Raw genomic sequence first — 20,244 nt, 5'->3', positions numbered from 1 at the left:
TATGAATTTGGGGATATGAGATTCCGGCTATATGAGAATTTATTGGGATAAAGTGAGGGGAATTGCATGATTTTAGATAGCAATAATAAATCTTTAGCGCAGATTACAAATAATCGTAATTTTAATCATGATTCAGAGTTAAGTTTTTCTTCAAAATCTTCTTGTGTTCGAGATATTGATTTTGGGGTTTTACAAGAGTTTGTTAACGATTCGCGCTTAACAGATATGGTTATTACTGAAAATGGTCGTTTGTGGGTGGATTATGGGGAAGGATTGAGGGAGCGTTTTTCAAGAATCCCAATGAATGATCCTCATGTGCTACGTAAGTATGCTGTTTGGCTTTGTGCTCAGTTGGGTAAACGACTTGATGACGCATGCCCTATAGCAGATGTGTCTAGTGCGTCTGGGATAAGAATACATGCAATTTTAGCTCCAATTGTATCTATGGGAGCTGTTATAGCTGTTCGTTTTCCTTCTCAAGGAATTTGTAGTTTAGACATGCTTTATAAAAAAGGTATGTATTCGTTAGAGATGAAGTATATTCTTTCGTCTCTTGTTCGTATGCGAGCAAATATATTGATTACTGGAAGTACGGGGTCTGGAAAAACAACTTTAATGAAGGCTTTACTTTCTGAAGCAGATGGGAATGATCGCATAGTTTCTGTTGAAGAAACAAGGGAATTATGCGGTTTGAAAGGCGATTACGTATCTTTAAGCACGCGTGAATCAAATGTAGAAGGTAAAGGCGAAGTTGGTTTACCTGAACTTGTAAAAGCAACTTTGCGTATGCGCCCAGATCGTATAGTTCTTGGGGAATGCAGAGGTGAAGAAATAGCTGATTTGTTACGTGTTTTTACATCCGGACATCATGGTGGCATGACTACATTACATGCAGATGATGTTTATAAAGTTCCAGCAAGGCTTATGGCTTTAGGATTATTAGCAGGATTGCAGCCGAGAGCCTTGTGTGCTTTAGCTGCTGGTGCTTTTGATGTAGTAATTCATGTTGAACGAATAAATAATAAGCGCATGATTCGTGAAATTGGTGTGCTTAGTAGCGGTTCGGATGATTATTCTCGTTTTGCAGGTTTTAACAATAATGCTGAAAATATGGTGTTACAAGGTATTCCGGTTATTCAAATGGTTGAAGATAAGGGAGTTGGTAATTTTCACTTAAAAGCTACAAAACTTTGGCCTGTTTTTGCTGGAAAGTGGAAGTTGATAAAAAGAAGGTGATTTATGAGTAAAACTAGATGTATTGAGGAAGCTCTTGCGAGTTTATCTGCTGCGCTTTCTTCGGGCGCTCAATTTCATGATGTGATTTTTGGAGCAGTCTATTCTGAAAAAGCGGATTCTGATAATTATTATTCTGAAAAATCATATCAATTTACGAGTATGAGTGCAGAAATTATTGCTAAGTGGCTGCGCGCTCGGTGTGAATCTTATAGCAGTAAGAAAAATAAAAGTGCAATTGATAATGATATAAATAATATTGCTTATTCTTTGATGGCTGCGTATAAGCTAAGCAATAATCTTGGATGCTCTATGGCTGATTGTGTAGATGCTGTAGCTGACTCGTACCATTATCAATGCAAATCGGAAGCTTTACGCTCTGAAGTTCTTGCAATGCCGCAAGCGACTATAACATTGTTAACAGCTTTGCCTTTATTGACTTTAATTGCTGGAGAAATTATGGGAGCAAATCCCTTGTTGTTTCTTATTTCTTCTCCTAAAGGCTGGTGTATGTTAACAGTCGGTTTATTTAGTTATATTGCAGGTGTGATCTGGGTTAAAACTATGATGTCTAAATCGCGGAAAAACATGATGATTGATAACGAATGAAATCAAGCGTTTATATGTATTTATATGTGTTTACAAGTGTTTACATGTATTTTGCGCGTTTAATGTTGTTTTAATCTTGGTTTGTTCTTGGCTTAGCGTTTGATTTTGTTTTTCTTGATCTCGTTTTAGAGCGTAGAAAGTTAGTTTGTTTATCGACTATAAAATCGTGGATTTAATTATAAAATTTGGGGGATTTTATGAGTGGTGTTAGCTCTATTAATGTTATGAATGCTTTAGAGCAGCTGTTTTTAATAGCATGCCTGATAAGCATTATTGTATGGAATTATGAAAGCTATAGACGAGGTTATGATTCGTTGCTAGAGCGTGAATCTAAAGATGTAATGGCTTTAAATAAAAGTTATGATTATCGTAAAAAATCAGTATCTATTAACTCAATTCTAGGTTTAAATATGATTATAGTTGCGCTATCAAGTGGCGCTTCTTTACCTTATGCTTTAGATGCTGTTGGAAGTGTTTTTTCAGAAAGTAAAGGATTATGGTTACGAGCTGTTTCATACGCGCTTATGCGTGGTAGTACATGGAGGGAAGCTTGGTCTCCGACTTATGTTTTATGCGATTTTGACGTTAGTTTGTTTGATTGCAATATGAGTAAAGCTTCAAAGAATTTAACTGATAGGAATCGTAACTTACGTTTAAGGTTTAAACGTAATAAAAGCTCTTTCCCTTTGCTTGCTCAATGGTTGTCGACTTCATTGCGAGAGTCGTGGGATAATGGCGTTCCAGCGTTGCCGGTATTGAAAGCAGTGTTAAAAAATTATGGCGATAGTATGCGAAATATTGCTAAGCAAGAGGCGGCAAAATTATCTGTTAGATTACTGTTGCCAGTGGGTTTATGTTTTCTACCTGCATTTATTAGCATAGGTATTTTGCCAACGGTTGCTTCTTTTATGCAGTAGAAGTTTTAAGACGGAAATTTTATCAAATATATAAAAATTTAGATTAGAACTTTATGTTTTCGCCTTGTTTTGCTTATTTTTCAATGCATATTAACTTCTGACCACATTAATAAAAATTGCTTTGTTATGAAGATTATCTATGTGAAAATAACGATATCCGAAAATTTCGGATTAAATAAAAAGAAAGGTTGACAATAATGGTTGGGGCTGTACAAAAATTGTGCACGTGGGGCTGTTTGAGTTCTATGCGCATTAGCTCATTGTTATTGAATGCAGAAGAATCGTTATGCTGTGCAACTGAGAAATGGTATAAGAAATTGAAATCTAAAGATAGTGGTGCTGTTACTGCAGAATATGCTGTTGTGCTTATTGCAGCTACAGGATTTGCTGCTCTTTTGGTTGCTATATTGAAATCAGACGCTGTTCGTAACATGCTTAACGATTTAGTGAAACGCGCTTTGCATATTGAATAAGTAGAAGAGTATTGAATGCTCGTTGCATAAATTTAATAACGTTGATATTTTGGGGGAATTATCTATGTTAAATAAGCAAAAAAGAGCAAAAGGTTATTTTGATAGTGGTGCTGTTACAGCGGAATTTTCTGTGGTTTTGCCCGCTGTAGTTGTACTTGTACTGGTTCTATTTGGCGTTGGTCGCACAGTAGTATGCATAATGAATTGTCACGACGCTGCTCAGCAAGTGGCTTATCATTTGGTTGCCTACAAAGACAGTACGCCTTTGGAAGATGTTGTACATAAGATTGCAGGTCCAGAAGCATCTTTGAATATTAAAAAATATGGTAATAATGTTGATATTTCAGTAAGTTGCCCTGTTATTCCAGATCCTATGCATATTCTTCCAACAGTAGTTCATAGTGATATCAAGCAGATAGTTACATGAAATTTAATTTATGTTCAACGAGATAATAATTAGAAAAGTATTGAAATGACACAATATAGCAAAAGCGTATTGCGTAAGATTGTAATGCTTTTAAAAAGTATTACTTCGTATTGTAAATTATCCTCGGCAAAAAACTGTTGCCGCAAGGATAAATGCTTGCATAGAGCAGACGATGGTTCGGGGACTATGTTGGGGATAGGGTTGATAATCGTTGTCTGCTCCATGCTTATTTTGTCCGTAAATATAGGATATGTGTTAGTTGAAAAGCATAGAGTTCATGCCGTAGCTTCTTCCGCTGCACTGTCAGGAGCTAGAGTATTGCAAAAAATGGATGGGAATAATGAGTGTGCTATTGCTCAAAATATTATTTCTGCCAATGGAATAACTATGGAATCTTGCAAATCGGAAAATGACGATGTTACTTTAAAAGTAAATCTTCAAACTAGAATCCCATTTATTCCTAAGATTGTTGAAACTGTTAAAGCTGGATTGATTTCATGCGATGAGTAGCAGAATGCTGATATGTCAATAAAAATATGCTGTATTGATGCTTGTTAAGTGTAGTATTATAAGAGTTTTACGGTAGTGGATTCTGCTAGGCTTAAAAGGCTATATGTTATTAATCAGGTGATGGTGGGTAGTTATGGCTCTTGCATTGTATAGACGGTATCGTCCGGATACATTTGATGGTCTTATAGGTCAAGATCAAGTAACTATTCCATTATGTAGAGCGCTTGATCAAGGGAAAATTACTCACGCATATTTATTTTCAGGTCCTAGAGGATGTGGAAAAACAAGTTCAGCGCGAATACTGGCTCGTTGTATAAATTGCGAAAAAGGTCCAACATCTCATCCTTGTGGAAAATGTCAAAGTTGTAAAGATTTAGCTACTGGCGGGTCTGGGTCTGTAGATGTTGTAGAAATAGATGCTGCAAGTCATAACGGTGTCGATGATGCTCGTGAATTACGTGAGCGTGCAGGATTTGCTCCAGCTAGAGATAGATATAAGATTTTCATACTAGATGAAGCTCATATGGTTACTCCGCAAGGATTTAATGCTTTGCTAAAGATTGTGGAAGAGCCTCCTGAGCATGTTATGTTTATTTTTGCAACTACTGAGCCGGATAAAGTAATCGGGACTATTCGTTCTCGTACTCATCACTATCCATTTAGGCTGGTTCCTCCTGAAATAATGGGTCCGTATGTTGAAGAAATTTGTAAGAAAGAAAAAATAGAACCAGAACCGGGCGTATTAAGGTTAGCTATGCGCGCTGGCGGTGGTTCTATGAGAGATACTCTTTCGATTTTGGATCAGCTCATGCTTTGTGCTGTAAATGGGAAAATTCCATTAGATTCAGCTGTAGCTTTATTGGGTTTCACTCCAAGTTCGCTTATTGGAGAAGTTATAGACGCTTTAATTGATCACGATGGAGCGAAACTTTATGAAGTTGTTAATAGAGTAGTTGTTAGTGGTTTTGATTCTCGCAAGTTTGTGGAAGATTTGCTTGGCCGCATGCGAGATTTGCTGCTTATTGTTTCTGCTGGAATTGATGCAACTTCTGGATTGTTGGATGATTTAGCTCCAGAGGAATTGTCTGAATTAAAGCGTCAGTCAGAAAAATTGAATCTTGTTGATTTGTCGCGCATGGCAGAAATGACTAATTCTGCGTTAAGCGGTATGGCAAGTGCTGTTTCGCCTAGAATGAACTTGGAAATTCTTATGGCTCGTTTGCTCTCTGAGCATGAGGATCGAGTTTCATCTTCTCAAGCAGCTAATAATTATTCTGCGGAAACTAAAAGTGGTTTTGCGGGTGCAAGAAGAAATCGCTCTTCTGCTAATTCAACCGTTAATAATGCCGTTAATAATGCCGTTAATAATGCCGTTAATAATGCCGTTAATAATGCTTCCAATAGCAATGTTAACAAGAATATGCCGATTATTCCTGAAAACCATTCAAATAAATCTGAAGAAAATAATACCGTTAATATTCAAGAAGAATCCGGTTGGCCAGATATTCAGACGCAGCAATCAAGTGAGAAAAATTCAAATAATAGTCCTAGTGTGAATCAAATAGAAGATAATTACGCGTCTAAATCACATAAAAAACAACTTACTACAGATGATATGTGGGATGAAGTTGTTTCAACGTTGCCTGAAGATGTAAAAGAATACGTATCGAAAGATTGCGTAACAAAAGTACATCTTGTAAAAGGAGCTAATGGAAAACAACGTCTTGTTCTAACTTTCAATAAACCAATAAATCAGTATGCTTTTGCGCTCGCAATATGTACCACTGATCCTTATGAAGGGCAGAAAGTTCCGGTTGTTGTTATGAATGCTGTGAAGCGCGAGTTTGGAGCTAATTGCATGATTGCTCCGGATTCTGTTGCTTCAGATGGCGAAACTGTAGAAGTTGTTACTAAGATGTCTCCAGAAAGATTACGTCAAGTTAAGCGTGAAGTGCTTATGCGTAAAACTGGTTCTGTTTCCGGATTCGCATCTTCTGCAACTTCTAATAAGACGGTGAACGCTGATAATCCTGAAAATAATCCTGAAAATAATTCAGAAAAGAACAAACCTGAAGAATTGGGTTTTCAGAAAGCTGATGGCTACGCAGCGTCAGTTGAAAGTACAAATACTGCGGCTGATTATAGCGTGCTAGCTTCTTCAGATGCTTGGGCAGATGTTTCTTCGATGCCAGTATTGGATTCACACTTAAATTCTGAAACTGAGACAGAGTCTGAAGATGTTGCGCAAAAAAGTAATCAGAATATTCAAAAGGATTTTAGTAATACTCAAAATATTCCGCATGAAAATAAATCTGATCGAAACGCTTTAGATAAATATGACTCGAATGAAGCTAACTTAGATAAATTTGGTTCTAACGAATCTGGTTCTAACGGATTTAGCTCTAACGAATCTAGATTTATCGAATCTAGCTCAGATAAATCAGACTTAGATGAAAATATTGGTATTTCTTACGCAAATTCAGACGAGTGTTCTTTAGAAGACAAATCTTTAGATAGTATTGTTGAAGTTAGCGATGAAGAAATTAAAAAAATGTTTGAAGTAAAAGAAGTTCAAGATTTTTCTGCAGATGATTCTCGGAATCCTAAAAATTTCGGTAAGAAAAAGAAAACTTTTGATTCATACCGTTCAAAGGAGGAATAAAAGTGCGAAATACATCATTATATGATGGCGCAATTGGTCGTCTTATAGATGCGTTTTCGCATTTGCCTGGGATTGGTCCTAAAGGCGCGCAGAGAATAGCATTTTATATACTTTCAGAACCAGATTCAGAAGTTCAATCTTTAATTGAAGCTATTAACGATGTAAAAGAAAGTGTGCGTTTTTGCGACATTTGCGGTAATGTTTGCGAGCAAAGTCCATGCAAAATTTGCGAAGATCCACGTCGTGACCATACGAAAATTTGCGTAGTCGAAGAGCCAAAAGACATTATGAGTATTGAGCGTACGCATGAATATTCAGGCGTGTACCATGTGCTCGGAGGAGCCATTAATCCTATGGCCAATATTGGGCCAGGTGATTTGAAAATTACTCAATTACTTGAGCGTCTTAAAGATCCATCTATTAAAGAAGTTATTTTGGCTCTTGATCCAAATATTGAAGGCGAAGCTACAGTTACATATTTGGGAAGATTGCTTGAACCTCTTGGAATAACCATCACTCGACTCGCAAGTGGTTTGCCTGTTGGCGGAGATTTGGAATATGCGGACGAAATGACGTTAAGTCGCGCTTTTTCAGGTCGACAATCTGTTTAGTATCTGACTAACGAAATAATAATAGAGCATAGTTGATAATCTGACTATCGAAGGGCTTAGTGCATTAATGCGCATGAGATTTTGCAAACGTAAGGTCAAGGGGTGAAAATTGGCTCTTATTGTACAAAAGTATGGCGGATCGTCCGTTGCGGATACGGATGCTATTAATCGAGTAGCTAAGCGTATTCTTGACACAAAATCTAAAGGTCATGATGTCGCTGTTGTAGTTTCAGCAATGGGAGACACTACTGACGATCTAATAGATCAAGCGATGAGTGTCAATGCTCATCCTCCTGCTCGCGAAATGGATATGCTTATGACAGCAGGTGAACGAATTTCTATGAGTTTACTTGCGATGGCTATTCACGCTCAAGGATCTCACGCTTATTCTTTTACAGGCTCTCAAGCCGGATTTATGACAGATACGCAATATGGCGCTGCTCATATTCGTGCAGTTAAGCCAGATCGTGTTCGCAGAGCGCTTGACAAGGGCAGTGTTGCTATTGTTGCCGGATTCCAAGGAATTAGCGAAGTTGGGGATGACACTACTCTCGGTAGGGGTGGTTCTGATACTTCTGCTGTAGCTCTCGCAGTTTCTTTAGGCGCTGATATATGTGAAATTTATACGGATGTAGATGGAGTTTTTACTGCAGATCCGCGCATTGTGCCAACTGCAAAGCGCATTCCTGTAATCGATTATGATTCAATACTTGAAATGTCATCTTGTGGATCGCGTGTGCTTGCTTTGCGCTGTGTTGAATACGCTCAACGTTTTGGCATGCCTTTGCATGTAAGAAGCTCGTTCTCCCATAGGAACGGAACACTTATAGTCCCAAATAATATTGATCCGGATAATTTACCTAATTTGAATTAGAAAATATAAAAATAAAATACTGGCGATAATATCAAACTATCTTCGAACTTAAGGCGGTAATAATGGTAAATCATGATATTCTTTCGACTATGGGTGATTTATTCCCTGATTTAGGTCAGGAAACTCCTGTTATTTCTGGAGTTGCACATGATCGTAGTGAATCAATGATTACAGTTCGCGGTATTCCAGATATTCCTGGTATGGCTGCAAAAGTATTTACAACTCTCGCAAAAGCAAATGTAAATATTGACATGATTGCGCAGGCAAGTGCTTCCACTGGTACGGCAGATATTTCTATTACTGCTCCTGGAGCGTCAATGGGAGCGGTTCGTAAAGTTTTAGAAGAAGCGCATGATGAATTGAAGTTCACTTCTATGGATGTTGTTCCGGTAGTAGGAAAAGTAGCTGTTGTTGGCGTTGGTATGAAAACACATTCAGGTCTAGCTGCTACGTTCTTCACTGCTTTAAGTGAGCATGGTATTAATACTTTGATGATATCTACTTCCGAAATTCGTATTGCTGCTATAGTTCCAGTTGAACAAATCGATGAAGCTGTTCGCGCTTTGCATACTGCTTACGGTTTGGATGCAAGTCAGGTTGAAGCAGTAGTGTACGGCGGAAGTGGACGCTGAAATTGGCGTTGAAATGTACTCGGGAATGTACTCGGAAATTATAGAAAACACAGAAATATAGAAACCATACGTACTTATTTTTTAGGGGAGTCTCGATGACAATTATCAACGAAAAAGGCGTGAATGTGGCAGTACTTGGCGCAACTGGCCAAGTTGGTATGGTAATGCGTCGTGTGCTTGACGAACGCGATTTCCCAATAAAAGATTTACGTTTTATGGCTTCCGCTCATTCTGCTGGCACAGTCTTACCATATCGCGGCAAAGACGTAGTCGTAGAAGATGTAGAAAAGGCGGATTTGCACGGAATTGACATAGCTATTTTTTCTGCAGGCGGCGGAACGTCAAAAATCTGGGCTCCAAAATTCGCTGAAGCTGGCGCAATCGTAGTAGATAATTCTTCGCAATGGCGAATGCATAACGATGTGCCTTTGGTTGTTGCGGAAGTAAACCCTGAAGATTTAGATACAATTCCAAGAGGAATAGTAGCAAATCCAAATTGCACAACTATGGCTTGCATGCCTGTATTAAAGCCGCTTGCTGATGCTTTTGGATTAAAACGTTTAATAGTTTCGTCTTATCAAGCTGTTTCTGGCGCTGGTCGAGCCGGAGCTTTGCAACTCATGAACGAAGCACAAGCTGCATTAAATCAAGGAGCAGATAAACTCGTTTTCGACGGTAGCGCAATAGATTTCCCTGAGCCTACAAAGGTTGCTCGTACTATTGCTTTTAATGTAGTGCCTTTTATTGGTTCAATAGTCGATGACGGTTCTGAAGAAACTGACGAAGAACAAAAATTACGCAACGAAAGTCGTAAAATTTTGCATTTGCCAAATCTTGCAGCATCATGTACTTGTGTGCGCGTAGGCGTTTTCACTGGTCACGGTATGAGCGTAAACGCTGAGTTTGAGCATGATGTAACTCCAGACATGGCTCGCGAAGTATTGAGCAACGCTGAAGGAGTTGAACTTAACGGTATACCTACTCCTCAGCTAGCAGCAGGAAAATCTGCAAGTTATGTTGGCAGAATTAGACAAGATCAAGCAGTCGATGGAAATAAAGGATTGACGCTTTTCATTACTAACGATAATTTGCGAAAAGGTGCTGCATTGAATGCTGTGCAATTGGCTGAAATTATTGCTAAAAAGCGTAATTTCCTAAACTGATTATGATTATATTGCGCTCGCGATTATGTAAGATTTTGCGTAAACTGGAATTATGTCAATAGCATCTGAAGAAATACAGCAGCAACTCGATCGTATAGTGGCACTTGGGTATCCGGATGTGGCAGATATGAGCGCTGCTGCATTCCGTTCTCTTGCTAAGCCCTTGATACAAGCGCTTGAGAAAAACGATTTAGGCACTAATATTCTTCTTGTTCCAACTCGCGAATTAGTTTCACCTGAATCTTTAATTTCAAGGACGAGTATAAATCGTATGGCAGGTTTTACGACTATGCCTCCGCGCGATATAGCTAGTTTTCTTCCACATGACGGCTTTGAGCCACCGGAAGGACCTTTTTACGTTGCTATTGACCCTAATGTTGGTACTTCTTATGTGAATCGTGAGCCGGATGTAGCTCGTAAACTAATAGATTCAGATGAACGTTTGCCTCTTACTTTAGAAGAAGGGTTAGCAATTGTTACTCAACATCCGGATTGGTTAGAAAATAAAAGCGGTTTTAATCTTTTAGGTTCTAGAAGTACTGATGGACGCGTTCCAAGTATTTGGATGAGTCAAGGAGCTCCGCGATTAGGAGCAGTGTGGCCTAATTCAAGGCATACTTGGCTTGGTAATGCTTATTGCACCGCTCGTAGAGGAGTTTCACTTTTACATTAAAGGTATTGTAATTTATAACATTTATTAATTATCTTTTAACTTTCACAATGGTGTGTTTGGAAGATAATTTTAGTAATATTGTGATAGCATGTTATCCCGTTGATTAAAGAATTTTTCAAGTTATTTAGGCGTATCGTATTTTTATAAATCATAAGTTAATAATGAAGGTGGATTGTGTCGTATATAACTTTTGATCATGTTGTTAAAGAGTACCCATCTGGATCTAGCGTTGTTCGTGCCCTTGACGATGCTAGTTTTACAGCTGAAGTTGGTCAACTTACAGTAATCCTTGGGGCATCAGGTGCTGGAAAAACTACGGCATTAAATATTTTGGGCGGTATGGATACTGCAACCAGCGGCAAAGTTATGGTTGGCGATTGCGATGTAACTAAGCTTAATGCCAAGGGTTTGGTGAAGTATCGTCGTGAAGATATAGGATTTGTTTTCCAATTCTATAATCTTGTTCCAAATCTTACTGCTTTAGAAAACGTTGAACTCGCGTCACAGATTTGTGCAGACCATTTCGATCCTGCTCAAACACTTATTGACGTGGGATTGGAAAATCGAATTAATAATTTCCCTTCGCAGCTTTCCGGAGGCGAACAGCAGCGTGTATCTATTGCACGCGCTCTTGCAAAAAAGCCTAAATTATTGTTATGCGATGAGCCTACTGGCGCTTTGGATTATGAGACAGGTAAATCAGTTTTGCAATTATTGCAAGATATTTGCAGATCCGAAGGTATGACTGTGTTAATTATTACGCATAATGCTGCAATCGCGCCTATGGCACATAAAGTTGTGCGTTTTCACTCTGGCAAAGTGATAAGCGAAACTGTGCAAGAAAATCCTACCGCAATTGCGAATATCGAGTGGTGATATGCAATGTGTGATAAGAGTGTAACGTTAAAAAAATCAGACGATAAAATAACAAATCGCGAAGAAAAACACAAAAATACTAATAGAAATAGGCGCACTCATTCGATTCTTCCAATAGTTTTTATTAGTGCCGTGCGAATGTGGGCACATGAGTGGCGTAGATTTTGCATATTAGCTGTTATAGCAATGCTTGGCGTTGCTGTTATGACGGGTATTTACGCTGGATGCAACGATATGCTTCTCGGCGCTAACGATATGTACGACAAGCTTAATTCTTATGATTTACAGATTGTGTCTACATTGGGATTAACGAAAGAAGACGTTGATTCAGTTAGTAAATTGCCAAGTGTAAAAGAAGTAGATGCAGAAAAATCCTGGAAAGCTACAGCTAAGCCGTTAGGTGACAATACTTATTCATATGCTTTGAATCTTATTCAATACAATCATGCTAATAAAAGTATAAATCGCTTACATTTGTTGCATGGGAATATGCCTAAGAATAATTCTGAAGCTGTTGTAACGCAAAGATTTTTACACGACAGCGGCTTGAATATTGGAAGTATAATCAACGTAAATATAGAAGAAGATGAAAAAACTTCCGAAAATTATAAGCTGCGTATTGCGGGTAGTGTGCTTGATAGTGATGATTTGGGTAACGCAAACGGATACCAATCTAAGGCTTTTCGTAATTCTGTTACTTCAAGATATAAAGTTTTTACTTCTGCTGTGCCAAGTAATTCAAAAGATTCTCCATATACAGCAATATCTGTAAAGCTAAATAAATCTCATAGTGTTAATGTTTTTTCGCAATCCTATAGAAATATTGTTGAAAAGGCATCTGAACAAATTCGAGATAAAGTAGAAGAAAAACGTGAAAAAGAGCGGCGCAATCAAGTTGTTGATGATTACACAAATAAAGAAGTAGATCGAGCTATAGCTAATATTCCAACACTTAAAAACGCTCCTTCTGAAATCATTGAGAATAGTCGAAATCAGATTCGTAAAAATATCAAAAAAGAAGTAGAAAAACGAGTTCCTCAAGCTAGATGGCATATTATTACTCGAATATCGAATGGCAGCTACGCGAGTTTGAGATCGGATGTTGCGTCAATACAATCTCTTGGATACGCTTTTCCAGCCGTTTTTCTCGTTGTTGCTATGATGATGAGTTTAACTGCTATGGCTCGTATGGTCGAAGAAGAACGAGGTTTGATTGGTACTTATTTAAGTTTGGGCTACGGTAGAACGGCTGCTGTAACTAGACATGCTTTCTTCGCTATTTTTGCTTGCTTCATAGGCGGTGGAATCGGCGATATTGTGGGCTTTTTGGCTATACCATCGCTTTTGCTTAAAATTTTGCGCGGATTATACACAGTGCCAGGAGTAACGCTAAGATACGACTGGTTATATGGTTCTTTATGTGTATTGGCGTTCGTAATACCTGTTGCAATATGCACGATAGTTGTGAGTTGGAAAGAAACCAAGCAAGTACCTGCAGCTTTATTAAGGCCAAAATCTCCTAAAGCTGGTTCACGTGTGCTTCTTGAAAGATTGCCATTCATATGGAATCGTCTTAGTTTCTTAAATAAAGTTGCTATACGTAATCTGGCTCGTTTTAAAGGCCGATTATGCATGACTATCGGTGGAGTTGCAGGTTGCACCGCGCTTATAGTGTGTGCTCTAGCTTTGAACGATACAGTAGCCACTTTAGGTATTCGTCAATATGATGGAATTTATAAATACGATATGATCGCTATTTCATCTACTGATTCGTTTAAAAATATTAAGAAAATAGTTGATAAAGATTATTCTAAAAATCTTATTGAAACTATACTTCCTGCATATGTGAGTTCTGGAGAAATTTCCAAAGTGCAGTCAAATTCTGCAAATGATAAATCTGAGAATCGTAGCGTTGGAGATTCTGAGAGCGTTCAAATGATTGTAGTCAAAGATGTGAATACTTTGTCTAAAATAGTGAAATTGCAGGATATAGATAATAATTTTAAAAATATCGTGCTTAATGATGAGGCTCCTTTGCTTTCACAAAGTGCTGCAGCTTCATTAGATATTTCGCGAGATAGTGAAATTTCTATAACTAATGTTTCTCTTAAACGCGCAAAAGTACATGTGCGAGCAATTGTGCGCAATCTTATCGGGTCTAATATGTATATGACTTCGCGTTGCTATGAACGTCTATTCGGAGTTAAAAGTAATGAAAAAGTAGATCAAAACGCATTTTTGCTTCGTTTGCGTGGAAATAATGATGAAAAAATAAAGTATGCTGAAAAGTTTGCTGATTTTGATGGCGTGCTTTCAGTAATGAATATTGCTCGAATGAAGCGTGATTTCAGTTTCGATTTAATGAATGCTGTAGTTGGACTTATAGTTACGCTTGCAGCAGGACTAGCTTTAGCAGTTCTGTTTACACTAGCAAGTACTAATATTTCTGAGCGAACTCGTGAAATAGCAACTTTGAAAGTACTAGGTTTTTATAAGCGAGAAGTGCATGCTTATGTTCATAAAGAAATGCTTACTCTAACGATTATTGGTATTTTACTTGGATTGCCTTTAGGAAGACTTATTGCAGGATTGCTTACTAGTGCTTTGCGTATGCCATCTTTGTATTTTGAAGTTGAGGTAGCTCCATTAAGTTACTGTATTGCTGGATTTATTACGTTAATATTTGCTTTAATCGTGCAATGGTCAACTAATCCAGCTTTGGATCGAATCGATCCTGTTAGCTCGCTTAAAAGCGTTGAATAGTAACGCAAATTATGGAATATGTAATGAAATAGTTAAGGGTTCCTATAAAATTGGGAATTCGTGGTAAACAAGGAATGGAGTTATGGTAATGAGCAGTATTGTCGATAGTGGCACAAAAGCGGATTCTAACAGTACAGAATCTTCTGCTGCAGAAACCAGTAGTAATCCATCCGATATTCAAAAGTCTTCTGGAAAATCATCTAATGACGCTAGCAGTACTAATGACGCTAGCAATAAGATGGAAAGAAGTCTTACTAAGCGTCACGTGCAATTTATTGCTATTGGTGGCACAATTGGTACAGGCTTGTTCCTTGGTTCCGGAAAATCTATTAGCTTAACAGGCCCGAGTATCGTATTTGTTTACATTATTGTTGGATTGATCATGTTCCTGCTGATGCGTGGCATTGGCGAACTTATGTATAAGGATCCGAACCAGCATACTTTTATTAGTTTTATTACGCGCTATCTTGGCAGAGGTTGGGGTAATTTTGCCGGATGGTCGTATTGGTTTGTGCTTGTGCTAATTGGCATGAGTGAAATTACGGCAGTTAGTACGTATTGCGTTACATTCTTCCAAACTTTCGATATTGATGTAAGTCATTGGAAATGGTTAATAGAAGTAGTATTTTTAGCTGCTTTAGTGTGCATAAATTTGGTAGCTGTAAAGCTATTTGGAGAAACTGAGTTTTGGTTCTCAATGATTAAAATCACGCTAATTGTTGTGCTTATTGCTACAGCAATCGTCATGGCTTTAATCGGATATCATTACTCTGCAACTCCTTTGCATGGTGGTGTAATAAGTCCTGCTGGTCACGCTGGATTAGATAATATTTTCAATAATTTCTCTCTTATGCCAAACGGCTGGCTTGCTTTCTTGATGAGCTTCCAAATGGTGTTTTACGCGTACCAGCTTATTGAGTTTGTTGGTGTGACTGTTTCGGAAACTAAGAATCCTCGTCAGGTTTTGCCAAAGGCTATTAACGAGATTATTGTGCGCGTTCTGGTTTTCTATGTTGGCGCACTCATAGCGATTATGCTTATTGTGCCGTGGCAGCAGTTTAAGGCTACGAATGCAGAAGGCGTATTTATGTCACCATTCATTATGGTGTTCCAGTATGCGGGAGTGCAGTGGGCTTCTGCGCTTGTGTTCTTTGTGGTTATTACGGCCGCTTCTTCTGCACTTAATTCTTTGTTGTATTCTGCTGGTCGCCACATGTATCAGATTGCTCTTGAGTCACCTTCGCCTCTTTTGGGTAAGTTGCGTAAGGTTTCACGTACTAAGGTTCCTGCTAATGCGATTTTGTTCTCAGCTGCTTTGATTCTTCTTTCGCCAATTATTAATTCGATTCCTGGCGTTCATGGTGCGTTTATTTTGTTTGCTTCGGCTTCTTCTGCGGTAATAATCATGATTTACATTTTGATTATGGTTACGCATCGTAAGTATCGTGAATCTGCTGATTTTCTTCCAGACGGTTTCGTTATGCCGCACTATAAGCTTTTGAATTCGATTACTATAGCGTTCTTTGTCTTTGTGTATGTGACTTTGTTTATTAGCGACGATACGCGTGCTTCTGCAATTGGCGGATTAGTGTGGCTCGTATTGTTCGGCGGATATTGCGCTTTGCATCAGCATTGGCAGAATCGCGATTTAGCTAAAGCATTAGGCAAATAAGTTTAAATATGCGCATGCGTTGATATGCGCATGTGTTGATATGCACTATGTTAATAGGTTTATAAAAGCGCGTAGGCATATATGTGCATACGCGTTGTACCTTGTCTAGCGTAAGACTTGCCTGCAGAATCGAAGCTCGTAAAAAGCGATACGAGTACTATCGCTGCTGATTGTGCGCGTTTACAGTAGAATATTAAAGAACGCTTATTTTTAATTATTGCGTTTATTTAATTATTGCGCATACGCGTGCACAAATTGCACAAATGGGGAGCAGCAAAATGGACACTCGCAAAGAAGAAGAACGCGCGGAATTGCATAGCACGATTTGGAAGATTGCCGATGATTTGCGAGGTTCCGTCGATGGTTGGGACTTCAAAGCATACGTATTGTGCACAATGTTTTATCGCTATATTTCCAAGAATTTATGCGATTATATTAATAAAGATGAGCACGAATCTATAGACGGCGATCCAAACTTTGATTACGCAAAAATAAGCGATGAAGATGCCGAGCCTCTTCGCAGTGACATGATTAGTGAAAAAGGCTTCTTTATACTTCCTAGCGAACTGTTTTGCAATGTGCTTAAGAACGCTCCTCAAGATAGTAATTTGAACGAAACATTGAGCCGCGTGTTCCGCAATATTGAAGCTTCTTCTCAAGGAACTGATTCCTCTGGCGATTTTAAGGGATTATTCTCCGATTACGATGTGAATAACATTAAGCTTGCAGACACTGTTGAAGGTCGCAATAAGCGTTTTGTTAAGTTATTGAAAGTGATTAGTGAGATGAGGCTTGGCAGTGTAACTGACAGTGCTATTGAGGCTTTTGGTGACGCTTACGAGTATTTAATGGGCTTGTACGCTTCTAATGCTGGCAAGTCTGGCGGCGAATACTTTACGCCTGCAGAAGTCTCAATGCTGCTCACGCGCCTTGGAACTGTTGGGAAATCAAGCATTTCGGACGTGTACGACCCAGCGTGCGGATCCGGGTCGTTACTCTTAAAGGCCAAAAAAGTGCTAGGCATTGAAAATATTAATGGCGGTTTTTACGGTCAAGAAAAGAACGTTACTAGCTACAACTTGTGCCGCATGAACATGTTTTTGCATGATGTGAATTTTAACAAGTTTGAGATTACTTGCGGCGATACTCTTATAAATCCGCAAATCGATGCTAATAAAAAGTTTGAGCTAGTAGTTTCTAATCCGCCTTATTCCACGAGTTGGGAGGGGGATTCTAACCCGTTAATGATTAACGATCCTCGTTTTGCTCCGGCTGGAGTTCTTGCTCCAAAAAGCAAGGCAGACATGGCGTTTGTTTTGCACTGTTTGGCGCATTTGGCAGAAAACGGTGCTGCTGCAATTGTTTGCTTCCCAGGCATTATGTACCGCGGCGGAGCTGAGCAAAAGATTCGTCAATATTTAATTGAACATAATGCTGTTGATTGCGTGATTCAACTTCCAAGCAATTTGTTCTTTGGCACCTCGATTGCTACGTGCATTATGGTTTTGCGCAAAAACAAGCAAAACGACACTTCTATACTATTCGTTGATGCTAGCCAAGAGTTTGTAAAGTCAACGAATAGCAACAAGCTTTCTTGCGAGAACATTGAGCAGATTGTTAAGTGGTACACTTCTAGGCAAGATGTGGAGCATATTGCGCACGTGGCGTCTTTGGAAGAAGTGGAATCCAATAAATACAATCTTTCGGTTTCTACATACGTTGAAGCGGAAGATACTCGCGAGAAGATTAATATTACGGAGCTTAACGCGCAAATTGCGTCGGTTTGTGCTCGCGAGCAAGAGTTGCGCGAACAGATCGAGAAGATTGTAAGCGAGATTGAAGCTGGCTGCGTTAACTCTGATAATGGCGAGGTGCTCAATGACTAGCAAACTTGAGGAATTAATCGCTGAGCTTTGTCCGAATGGTGTGGAGTATAAGGCACTGCAAGATTGTTGTAATATTCTTGATTCAAAAAGAAAACCTATATCTAAATCTTCGCGTATTGCTGGAGATTATCCGTATTATGGCGCTAATGGTGTTCAAGATTATGTTTCAGATTACATTTTTGATGGTAACTTTATTTTAGTGGGAGAAGATGGGAGTGTAATAACTAAATCTGGAACTCCTATAGTAACGTGGGCTTCGGGGAAAATATGGGTTAATAATCATGCTCATATTTTAGAAGCAAAATCTGAAGTTTTGCTGCGATATTTATATCACTTTATCCAAATAATTGATATTACTCAGTTTGTTCATGGGAATATTCCTAAGCTAACTGGAAAAGATTTGCGTTTGCTTGAAATCCCAGTGCCGCCGCTTGACGTGCAAGCGGAGATTGTGCAGATTTTAGATACGTTTACAGAGCTTACAGCAGAGCTTACAGCAGAGCTTACAGCTCGTAAAAAGCAATACGAATACTATCGAGATACCTTGCTTACTTTTAACGATAATAATCCCCTACACTCGCTTATCTCACGCTACTGCCCAAACGGTGTGGAGTATAAAGCTTTAGAGTATGTTGCATCATATTCTAAAAATCGCATTGATTCGCAGATTCTTGATGAACATAATTATGTTGGTGTTGAAAATCTATTACAAAACAAGCAGGGAAAAACGCTAGCTAATTCTATACCTAAAGAAAGTAAAGCTATTTGTTTTTCTATAGGTGATGTACTTATTGGTAATATAAGACCATATCTTAAGAAAATATGGTTTGCTGATTGTGTTGGTGGAACTAACGGTGATGTTTTAGTTATTCATATTCACGATAAAAACGTTATTAGTCCTAGATTTTTATATCATATTTTAAGCTCTGAGCGGTTTTTCTTATATGATGTTCGCAATTCGAAAGGCGCGAAGATGCCTAGAGGCGATAAGAAAGCTGTAATGCAATTTGAAATCCCTGTTCCGCCTCTAGAAGTACAGCGTCAAATCGTACAAATTCTGGATCGCTTTGACGCATTGTGCAATGATTTAACTAAAGGCCTGCCTGCAGAAATCGAAGCTCGTCGCAAGCAATACGAGTACTACCGCGATCAACTCCTAACCTTCAAGCGTGCGTAATTTAGTTATGCACAATTTATGTAAAACAAACTATAAACGCGTATTTAGTATTAGAATTTACATAAATTACATTTCTAGTGAGACTCGCCGAAGATATTGAGGAGGTAAGAGATGTCTGATATTATTGACGATAACAGCAGCCCCCTAAGCCTACTAACAGTGCTCAAACCTGGGGGTTCTTCTTGTTTTTCAGCTAATTCAAAGCCTCCAAAATCTATTGACGATATGATTCAACTCATGAAAACTCGAGAATTAGTAGTTACTGATGAAAATAATTTAAAAAGTATGCTGTATGACTGCAACTACTATAGATTATCTGGATATTTTCGAGTGTTTCAAATCGATCCTTCTTCTGGCAATAATCAGTTTAAGCCAGGTAGCAAAGATGTTGATTTTCTTGTGCCATACAAAATGGATGAAGAATTGCGAACAATTATCCTTAAAGGTACAGCACAAGTAGAGTTAACATTAAGATCTAGATTTGCATATCACGTTGCAAGTTCTGGAGGAGCATATACATACCTCAATTCAGATTCATATATTAAAAAGTCTAATATAAGCATAAAGAATCTTTTATCTAATATGAACAAATGGCTGAAAAAATCTAATGAAGTTTGTATAAAACATTATAAGAGTAAGAAACAACCTATACCAATATGGGCTGCCGTTGAAGCTTTTCCATTTGATACTATTTCACGAATGATTTCTTTGTATAAAGATACTAATGTGTTGCGAAAACTTTTTGATTCAATGGGGTTAAAAACAGAAATTCGTAAATCTTCTGAAGCAATCCATTCAATAGTTTACTTGCGTAATTTGTGTTCTCATCATTGTAGATTATGGTATAAGGAAACTGTAATATCAACTCCCTCAATTCGTGATGTTAAAAATTCTTCTTTATTAAATGGTTATACGGATAAATCTATTGCTGCAGCATTAGTAAATTTAATGTATTTAGTATCAAAAATAGAAAACAATCATAATTATGAGACTGAAATAAAAGAATTTCTGAATAAAAATGAAGAATACAAAAATGGAATATTTAACCATTTACATTGGAGATAAGTTAAATTTGTAGAATATGCA

18 protein-coding genes are annotated in these 20,244 nt (G+C 38.2%); all 18 read left to right on the top strand.

All coding sequences use genetic code 11. The annotated features are described in order from the left end of the window. Nucleotides 1–225 precede the first annotated feature (225 nt). The 18 genes from HXT51_RS03955 to HXT51_RS03870 all read left to right on the top strand — a co-directional run bounded on the left by HXT51_RS03955 (nucleotide 226) and on the right by HXT51_RS03870 (nucleotide 20,223). A complete protein-coding gene (locus tag HXT51_RS03955) occupies nucleotides 226–1,236 on the top strand; it encodes a CpaF family protein (protein ID WP_421776819.1) in 1,011 nt (336 codons plus the stop codon). 3 nt (nucleotides 1,237–1,239) lie between these two features. Continuing rightward, a complete protein-coding gene (locus HXT51_RS03950) occupies nucleotides 1,240–1,842 on the top strand; it encodes a pilus assembly protein (protein WP_421776232.1) in 603 nt (200 codons plus the stop codon). 197 nt (nucleotides 1,843–2,039) lie between these two features. Beyond that, nucleotides 2,040–2,759, top strand: coding sequence for a pilus assembly protein (locus HXT51_RS03945; protein ID WP_103084477.1), 720 nt, complete (start codon nucleotides 2,040–2,042; stop codon nucleotides 2,757–2,759). 245 nt (nucleotides 2,760–3,004) lie between these two features. Then, the gene (locus HXT51_RS03940; protein WP_374703762.1) at nucleotides 3,005–3,232 is read left to right on the top strand and encodes a DUF4244 domain-containing protein; all 228 of its coding nucleotides are present in this window, start codon (nucleotides 3,005–3,007) and stop codon (nucleotides 3,230–3,232) included. 64 nt (nucleotides 3,233–3,296) lie between these two features. Continuing rightward, nucleotides 3,297–3,659: a TadE/TadG family type IV pilus assembly protein gene (locus tag HXT51_RS03935; protein ID WP_103084479.1), complete on the top strand. Its 363-nt coding sequence runs from the start codon at nucleotides 3,297–3,299 to the stop codon at nucleotides 3,657–3,659. 45 nt (nucleotides 3,660–3,704) lie between these two features. Next, complete coding sequence (locus HXT51_RS03930) at nucleotides 3,705–4,169, top strand: Rv3654c family TadE-like protein (protein ID WP_415705546.1); 465 nt, start codon at nucleotides 3,705–3,707, stop codon at nucleotides 4,167–4,169. Nucleotides 4,170–4,302: 133 nt separating this feature from the next. Then, the gene (gene dnaX / locus HXT51_RS03925) at nucleotides 4,303–6,831 is read left to right on the top strand and encodes a DNA polymerase III subunit gamma/tau (RefSeq protein ID WP_421776231.1); all 2,529 of its coding nucleotides are present in this window, start codon (nucleotides 4,303–4,305) and stop codon (nucleotides 6,829–6,831) included. Between the two features lie 2 nt (nucleotides 6,832–6,833). Beyond that, nucleotides 6,834–7,442 (top strand): recombination mediator RecR, encoded by a 609-nt coding sequence (recR, locus tag HXT51_RS03920; RefSeq protein WP_415692349.1) that lies wholly within the window; start codon nucleotides 6,834–6,836, stop codon nucleotides 7,440–7,442. Nucleotides 7,443–7,551: 109 nt separating this feature from the next. Then, nucleotides 7,552–8,316, top strand: coding sequence for an aspartate kinase (locus HXT51_RS03915; protein ID WP_103084483.1), 765 nt, complete (start codon nucleotides 7,552–7,554; stop codon nucleotides 8,314–8,316). A gap of 62 nt (nucleotides 8,317–8,378) precedes the next feature. Continuing rightward, nucleotides 8,379–8,948, top strand: a complete 570-nt coding sequence (locus HXT51_RS03910; protein ID WP_103084484.1) for an ACT domain-containing protein — start codon at nucleotides 8,379–8,381, stop codon at nucleotides 8,946–8,948. 95 nt (nucleotides 8,949–9,043) lie between these two features. Further along, complete coding sequence (locus HXT51_RS03905; RefSeq protein ID WP_421776230.1) at nucleotides 9,044–10,111, top strand: aspartate-semialdehyde dehydrogenase; 1,068 nt, start codon at nucleotides 9,044–9,046, stop codon at nucleotides 10,109–10,111. Nucleotides 10,112–10,163: 52 nt separating this feature from the next. Next, nucleotides 10,164–10,784 (top strand): DUF5701 family protein, encoded by a 621-nt coding sequence (locus tag HXT51_RS03900; RefSeq protein WP_103084486.1) that lies wholly within the window; start codon nucleotides 10,164–10,166, stop codon nucleotides 10,782–10,784. Nucleotides 10,785–10,958: 174 nt separating this feature from the next. After that, nucleotides 10,959–11,660, top strand: a complete 702-nt coding sequence (locus HXT51_RS03895) for an ABC transporter ATP-binding protein (RefSeq protein WP_415692347.1) — start codon at nucleotides 10,959–10,961, stop codon at nucleotides 11,658–11,660. A 6-nt stretch (nucleotides 11,661–11,666) separates the two neighbouring features. Then, complete coding sequence (locus HXT51_RS03890) at nucleotides 11,667–14,423, top strand: ABC transporter permease (protein WP_421776229.1); 2,757 nt, start codon at nucleotides 11,667–11,669, stop codon at nucleotides 14,421–14,423. Between the two features lie 88 nt (nucleotides 14,424–14,511). Continuing rightward, a complete protein-coding gene (locus tag HXT51_RS03885) occupies nucleotides 14,512–16,095 on the top strand; it encodes an amino acid permease (RefSeq protein WP_421776818.1) in 1,584 nt (527 codons plus the stop codon). Nucleotides 16,096–16,373: 278 nt separating this feature from the next. Beyond that, on the top strand, nucleotides 16,374–17,981 hold the full coding sequence (locus HXT51_RS03880) for a type I restriction-modification system subunit M (protein ID WP_421776228.1): 1,608 nt from the start codon (nucleotides 16,374–16,376) through the stop codon (nucleotides 17,979–17,981). After that, nucleotides 17,974–19,158 carry a restriction endonuclease subunit S gene (locus tag HXT51_RS03875; RefSeq protein ID WP_415692343.1) on the top strand — a complete coding sequence of 395 codons (1,185 nt, stop codon included), beginning with the start codon at nucleotides 17,974–17,976 and terminating at the stop codon, nucleotides 19,156–19,158. The genes HXT51_RS03880 and HXT51_RS03875 overlap by 8 nt, the downstream gene beginning before the upstream one ends. Before the next feature lie 111 nt (nucleotides 19,159–19,269). Beyond that, on the top strand, nucleotides 19,270–20,223 hold the full coding sequence (locus tag HXT51_RS03870; protein WP_421776227.1) for an Abi family protein: 954 nt from the start codon (nucleotides 19,270–19,272) through the stop codon (nucleotides 20,221–20,223). The last annotated feature ends 21 nt before the right edge of the window (nucleotides 20,224–20,244 follow it).

Origin of the sequence: Gardnerella sp. KA00255 (genome assembly GCF_049244095.1) — a bacterium.
GTDB classification, from domain to species: domain Bacteria; phylum Actinomycetota; class Actinomycetes; order Actinomycetales; family Bifidobacteriaceae; genus Bifidobacterium; species Bifidobacterium vaginale_F.
The sequence above is the reverse complement of the archived record's forward strand: the minus strand, read 5'-3'. Positions and strand labels throughout refer to the sequence as shown.

Coding starts and splice junctions, on each gene's coding strand:
- HXT51_RS03945 (WP_103084477.1), top strand. CDS start 2,040: ATGAGTGGTGTTAGCTCTATTAATGTTATGAATGCTTTAGAGCAGCTG.
- HXT51_RS03905 (WP_421776230.1), top strand. CDS start 9,044: ATGACAATTATCAACGAAAAAGGCGTGAATGTGGCAGTACTTGGCGCA.
- HXT51_RS03910 (WP_103084484.1), top strand. CDS start 8,379: ATGGTAAATCATGATATTCTTTCGACTATGGGTGATTTATTCCCTGAT.
- HXT51_RS03875 (WP_415692343.1), top strand. CDS start 17,974: ATGACTAGCAAACTTGAGGAATTAATCGCTGAGCTTTGTCCGAATGGT.
- HXT51_RS03930 (WP_415705546.1), top strand. CDS start 3,705: ATGACACAATATAGCAAAAGCGTATTGCGTAAGATTGTAATGCTTTTA.
- HXT51_RS03935 (WP_103084479.1), top strand. CDS start 3,297: ATGTTAAATAAGCAAAAAAGAGCAAAAGGTTATTTTGATAGTGGTGCT.
- HXT51_RS03880 (WP_421776228.1), top strand. CDS start 16,374: ATGGACACTCGCAAAGAAGAAGAACGCGCGGAATTGCATAGCACGATT.
- HXT51_RS03870 (WP_421776227.1), top strand. CDS start 19,270: ATGTCTGATATTATTGACGATAACAGCAGCCCCCTAAGCCTACTAACA.
- HXT51_RS03900 (WP_103084486.1), top strand. CDS start 10,164: ATGTCAATAGCATCTGAAGAAATACAGCAGCAACTCGATCGTATAGTG.
- HXT51_RS03890 (WP_421776229.1), top strand. CDS start 11,667: ATGTGTGATAAGAGTGTAACGTTAAAAAAATCAGACGATAAAATAACA.
- HXT51_RS03955 (WP_421776819.1), top strand. CDS start 226: ATGGTTATTACTGAAAATGGTCGTTTGTGGGTGGATTATGGGGAAGGA.
- HXT51_RS03940 (WP_374703762.1), top strand. CDS start 3,005: ATGCGCATTAGCTCATTGTTATTGAATGCAGAAGAATCGTTATGCTGT.
- HXT51_RS03885 (WP_421776818.1), top strand. CDS start 14,512: ATGAGCAGTATTGTCGATAGTGGCACAAAAGCGGATTCTAACAGTACA.
- HXT51_RS03950 (WP_421776232.1), top strand. CDS start 1,240: ATGAGTAAAACTAGATGTATTGAGGAAGCTCTTGCGAGTTTATCTGCT.
- dnaX (WP_421776231.1), top strand. CDS start 4,303: ATGGCTCTTGCATTGTATAGACGGTATCGTCCGGATACATTTGATGGT.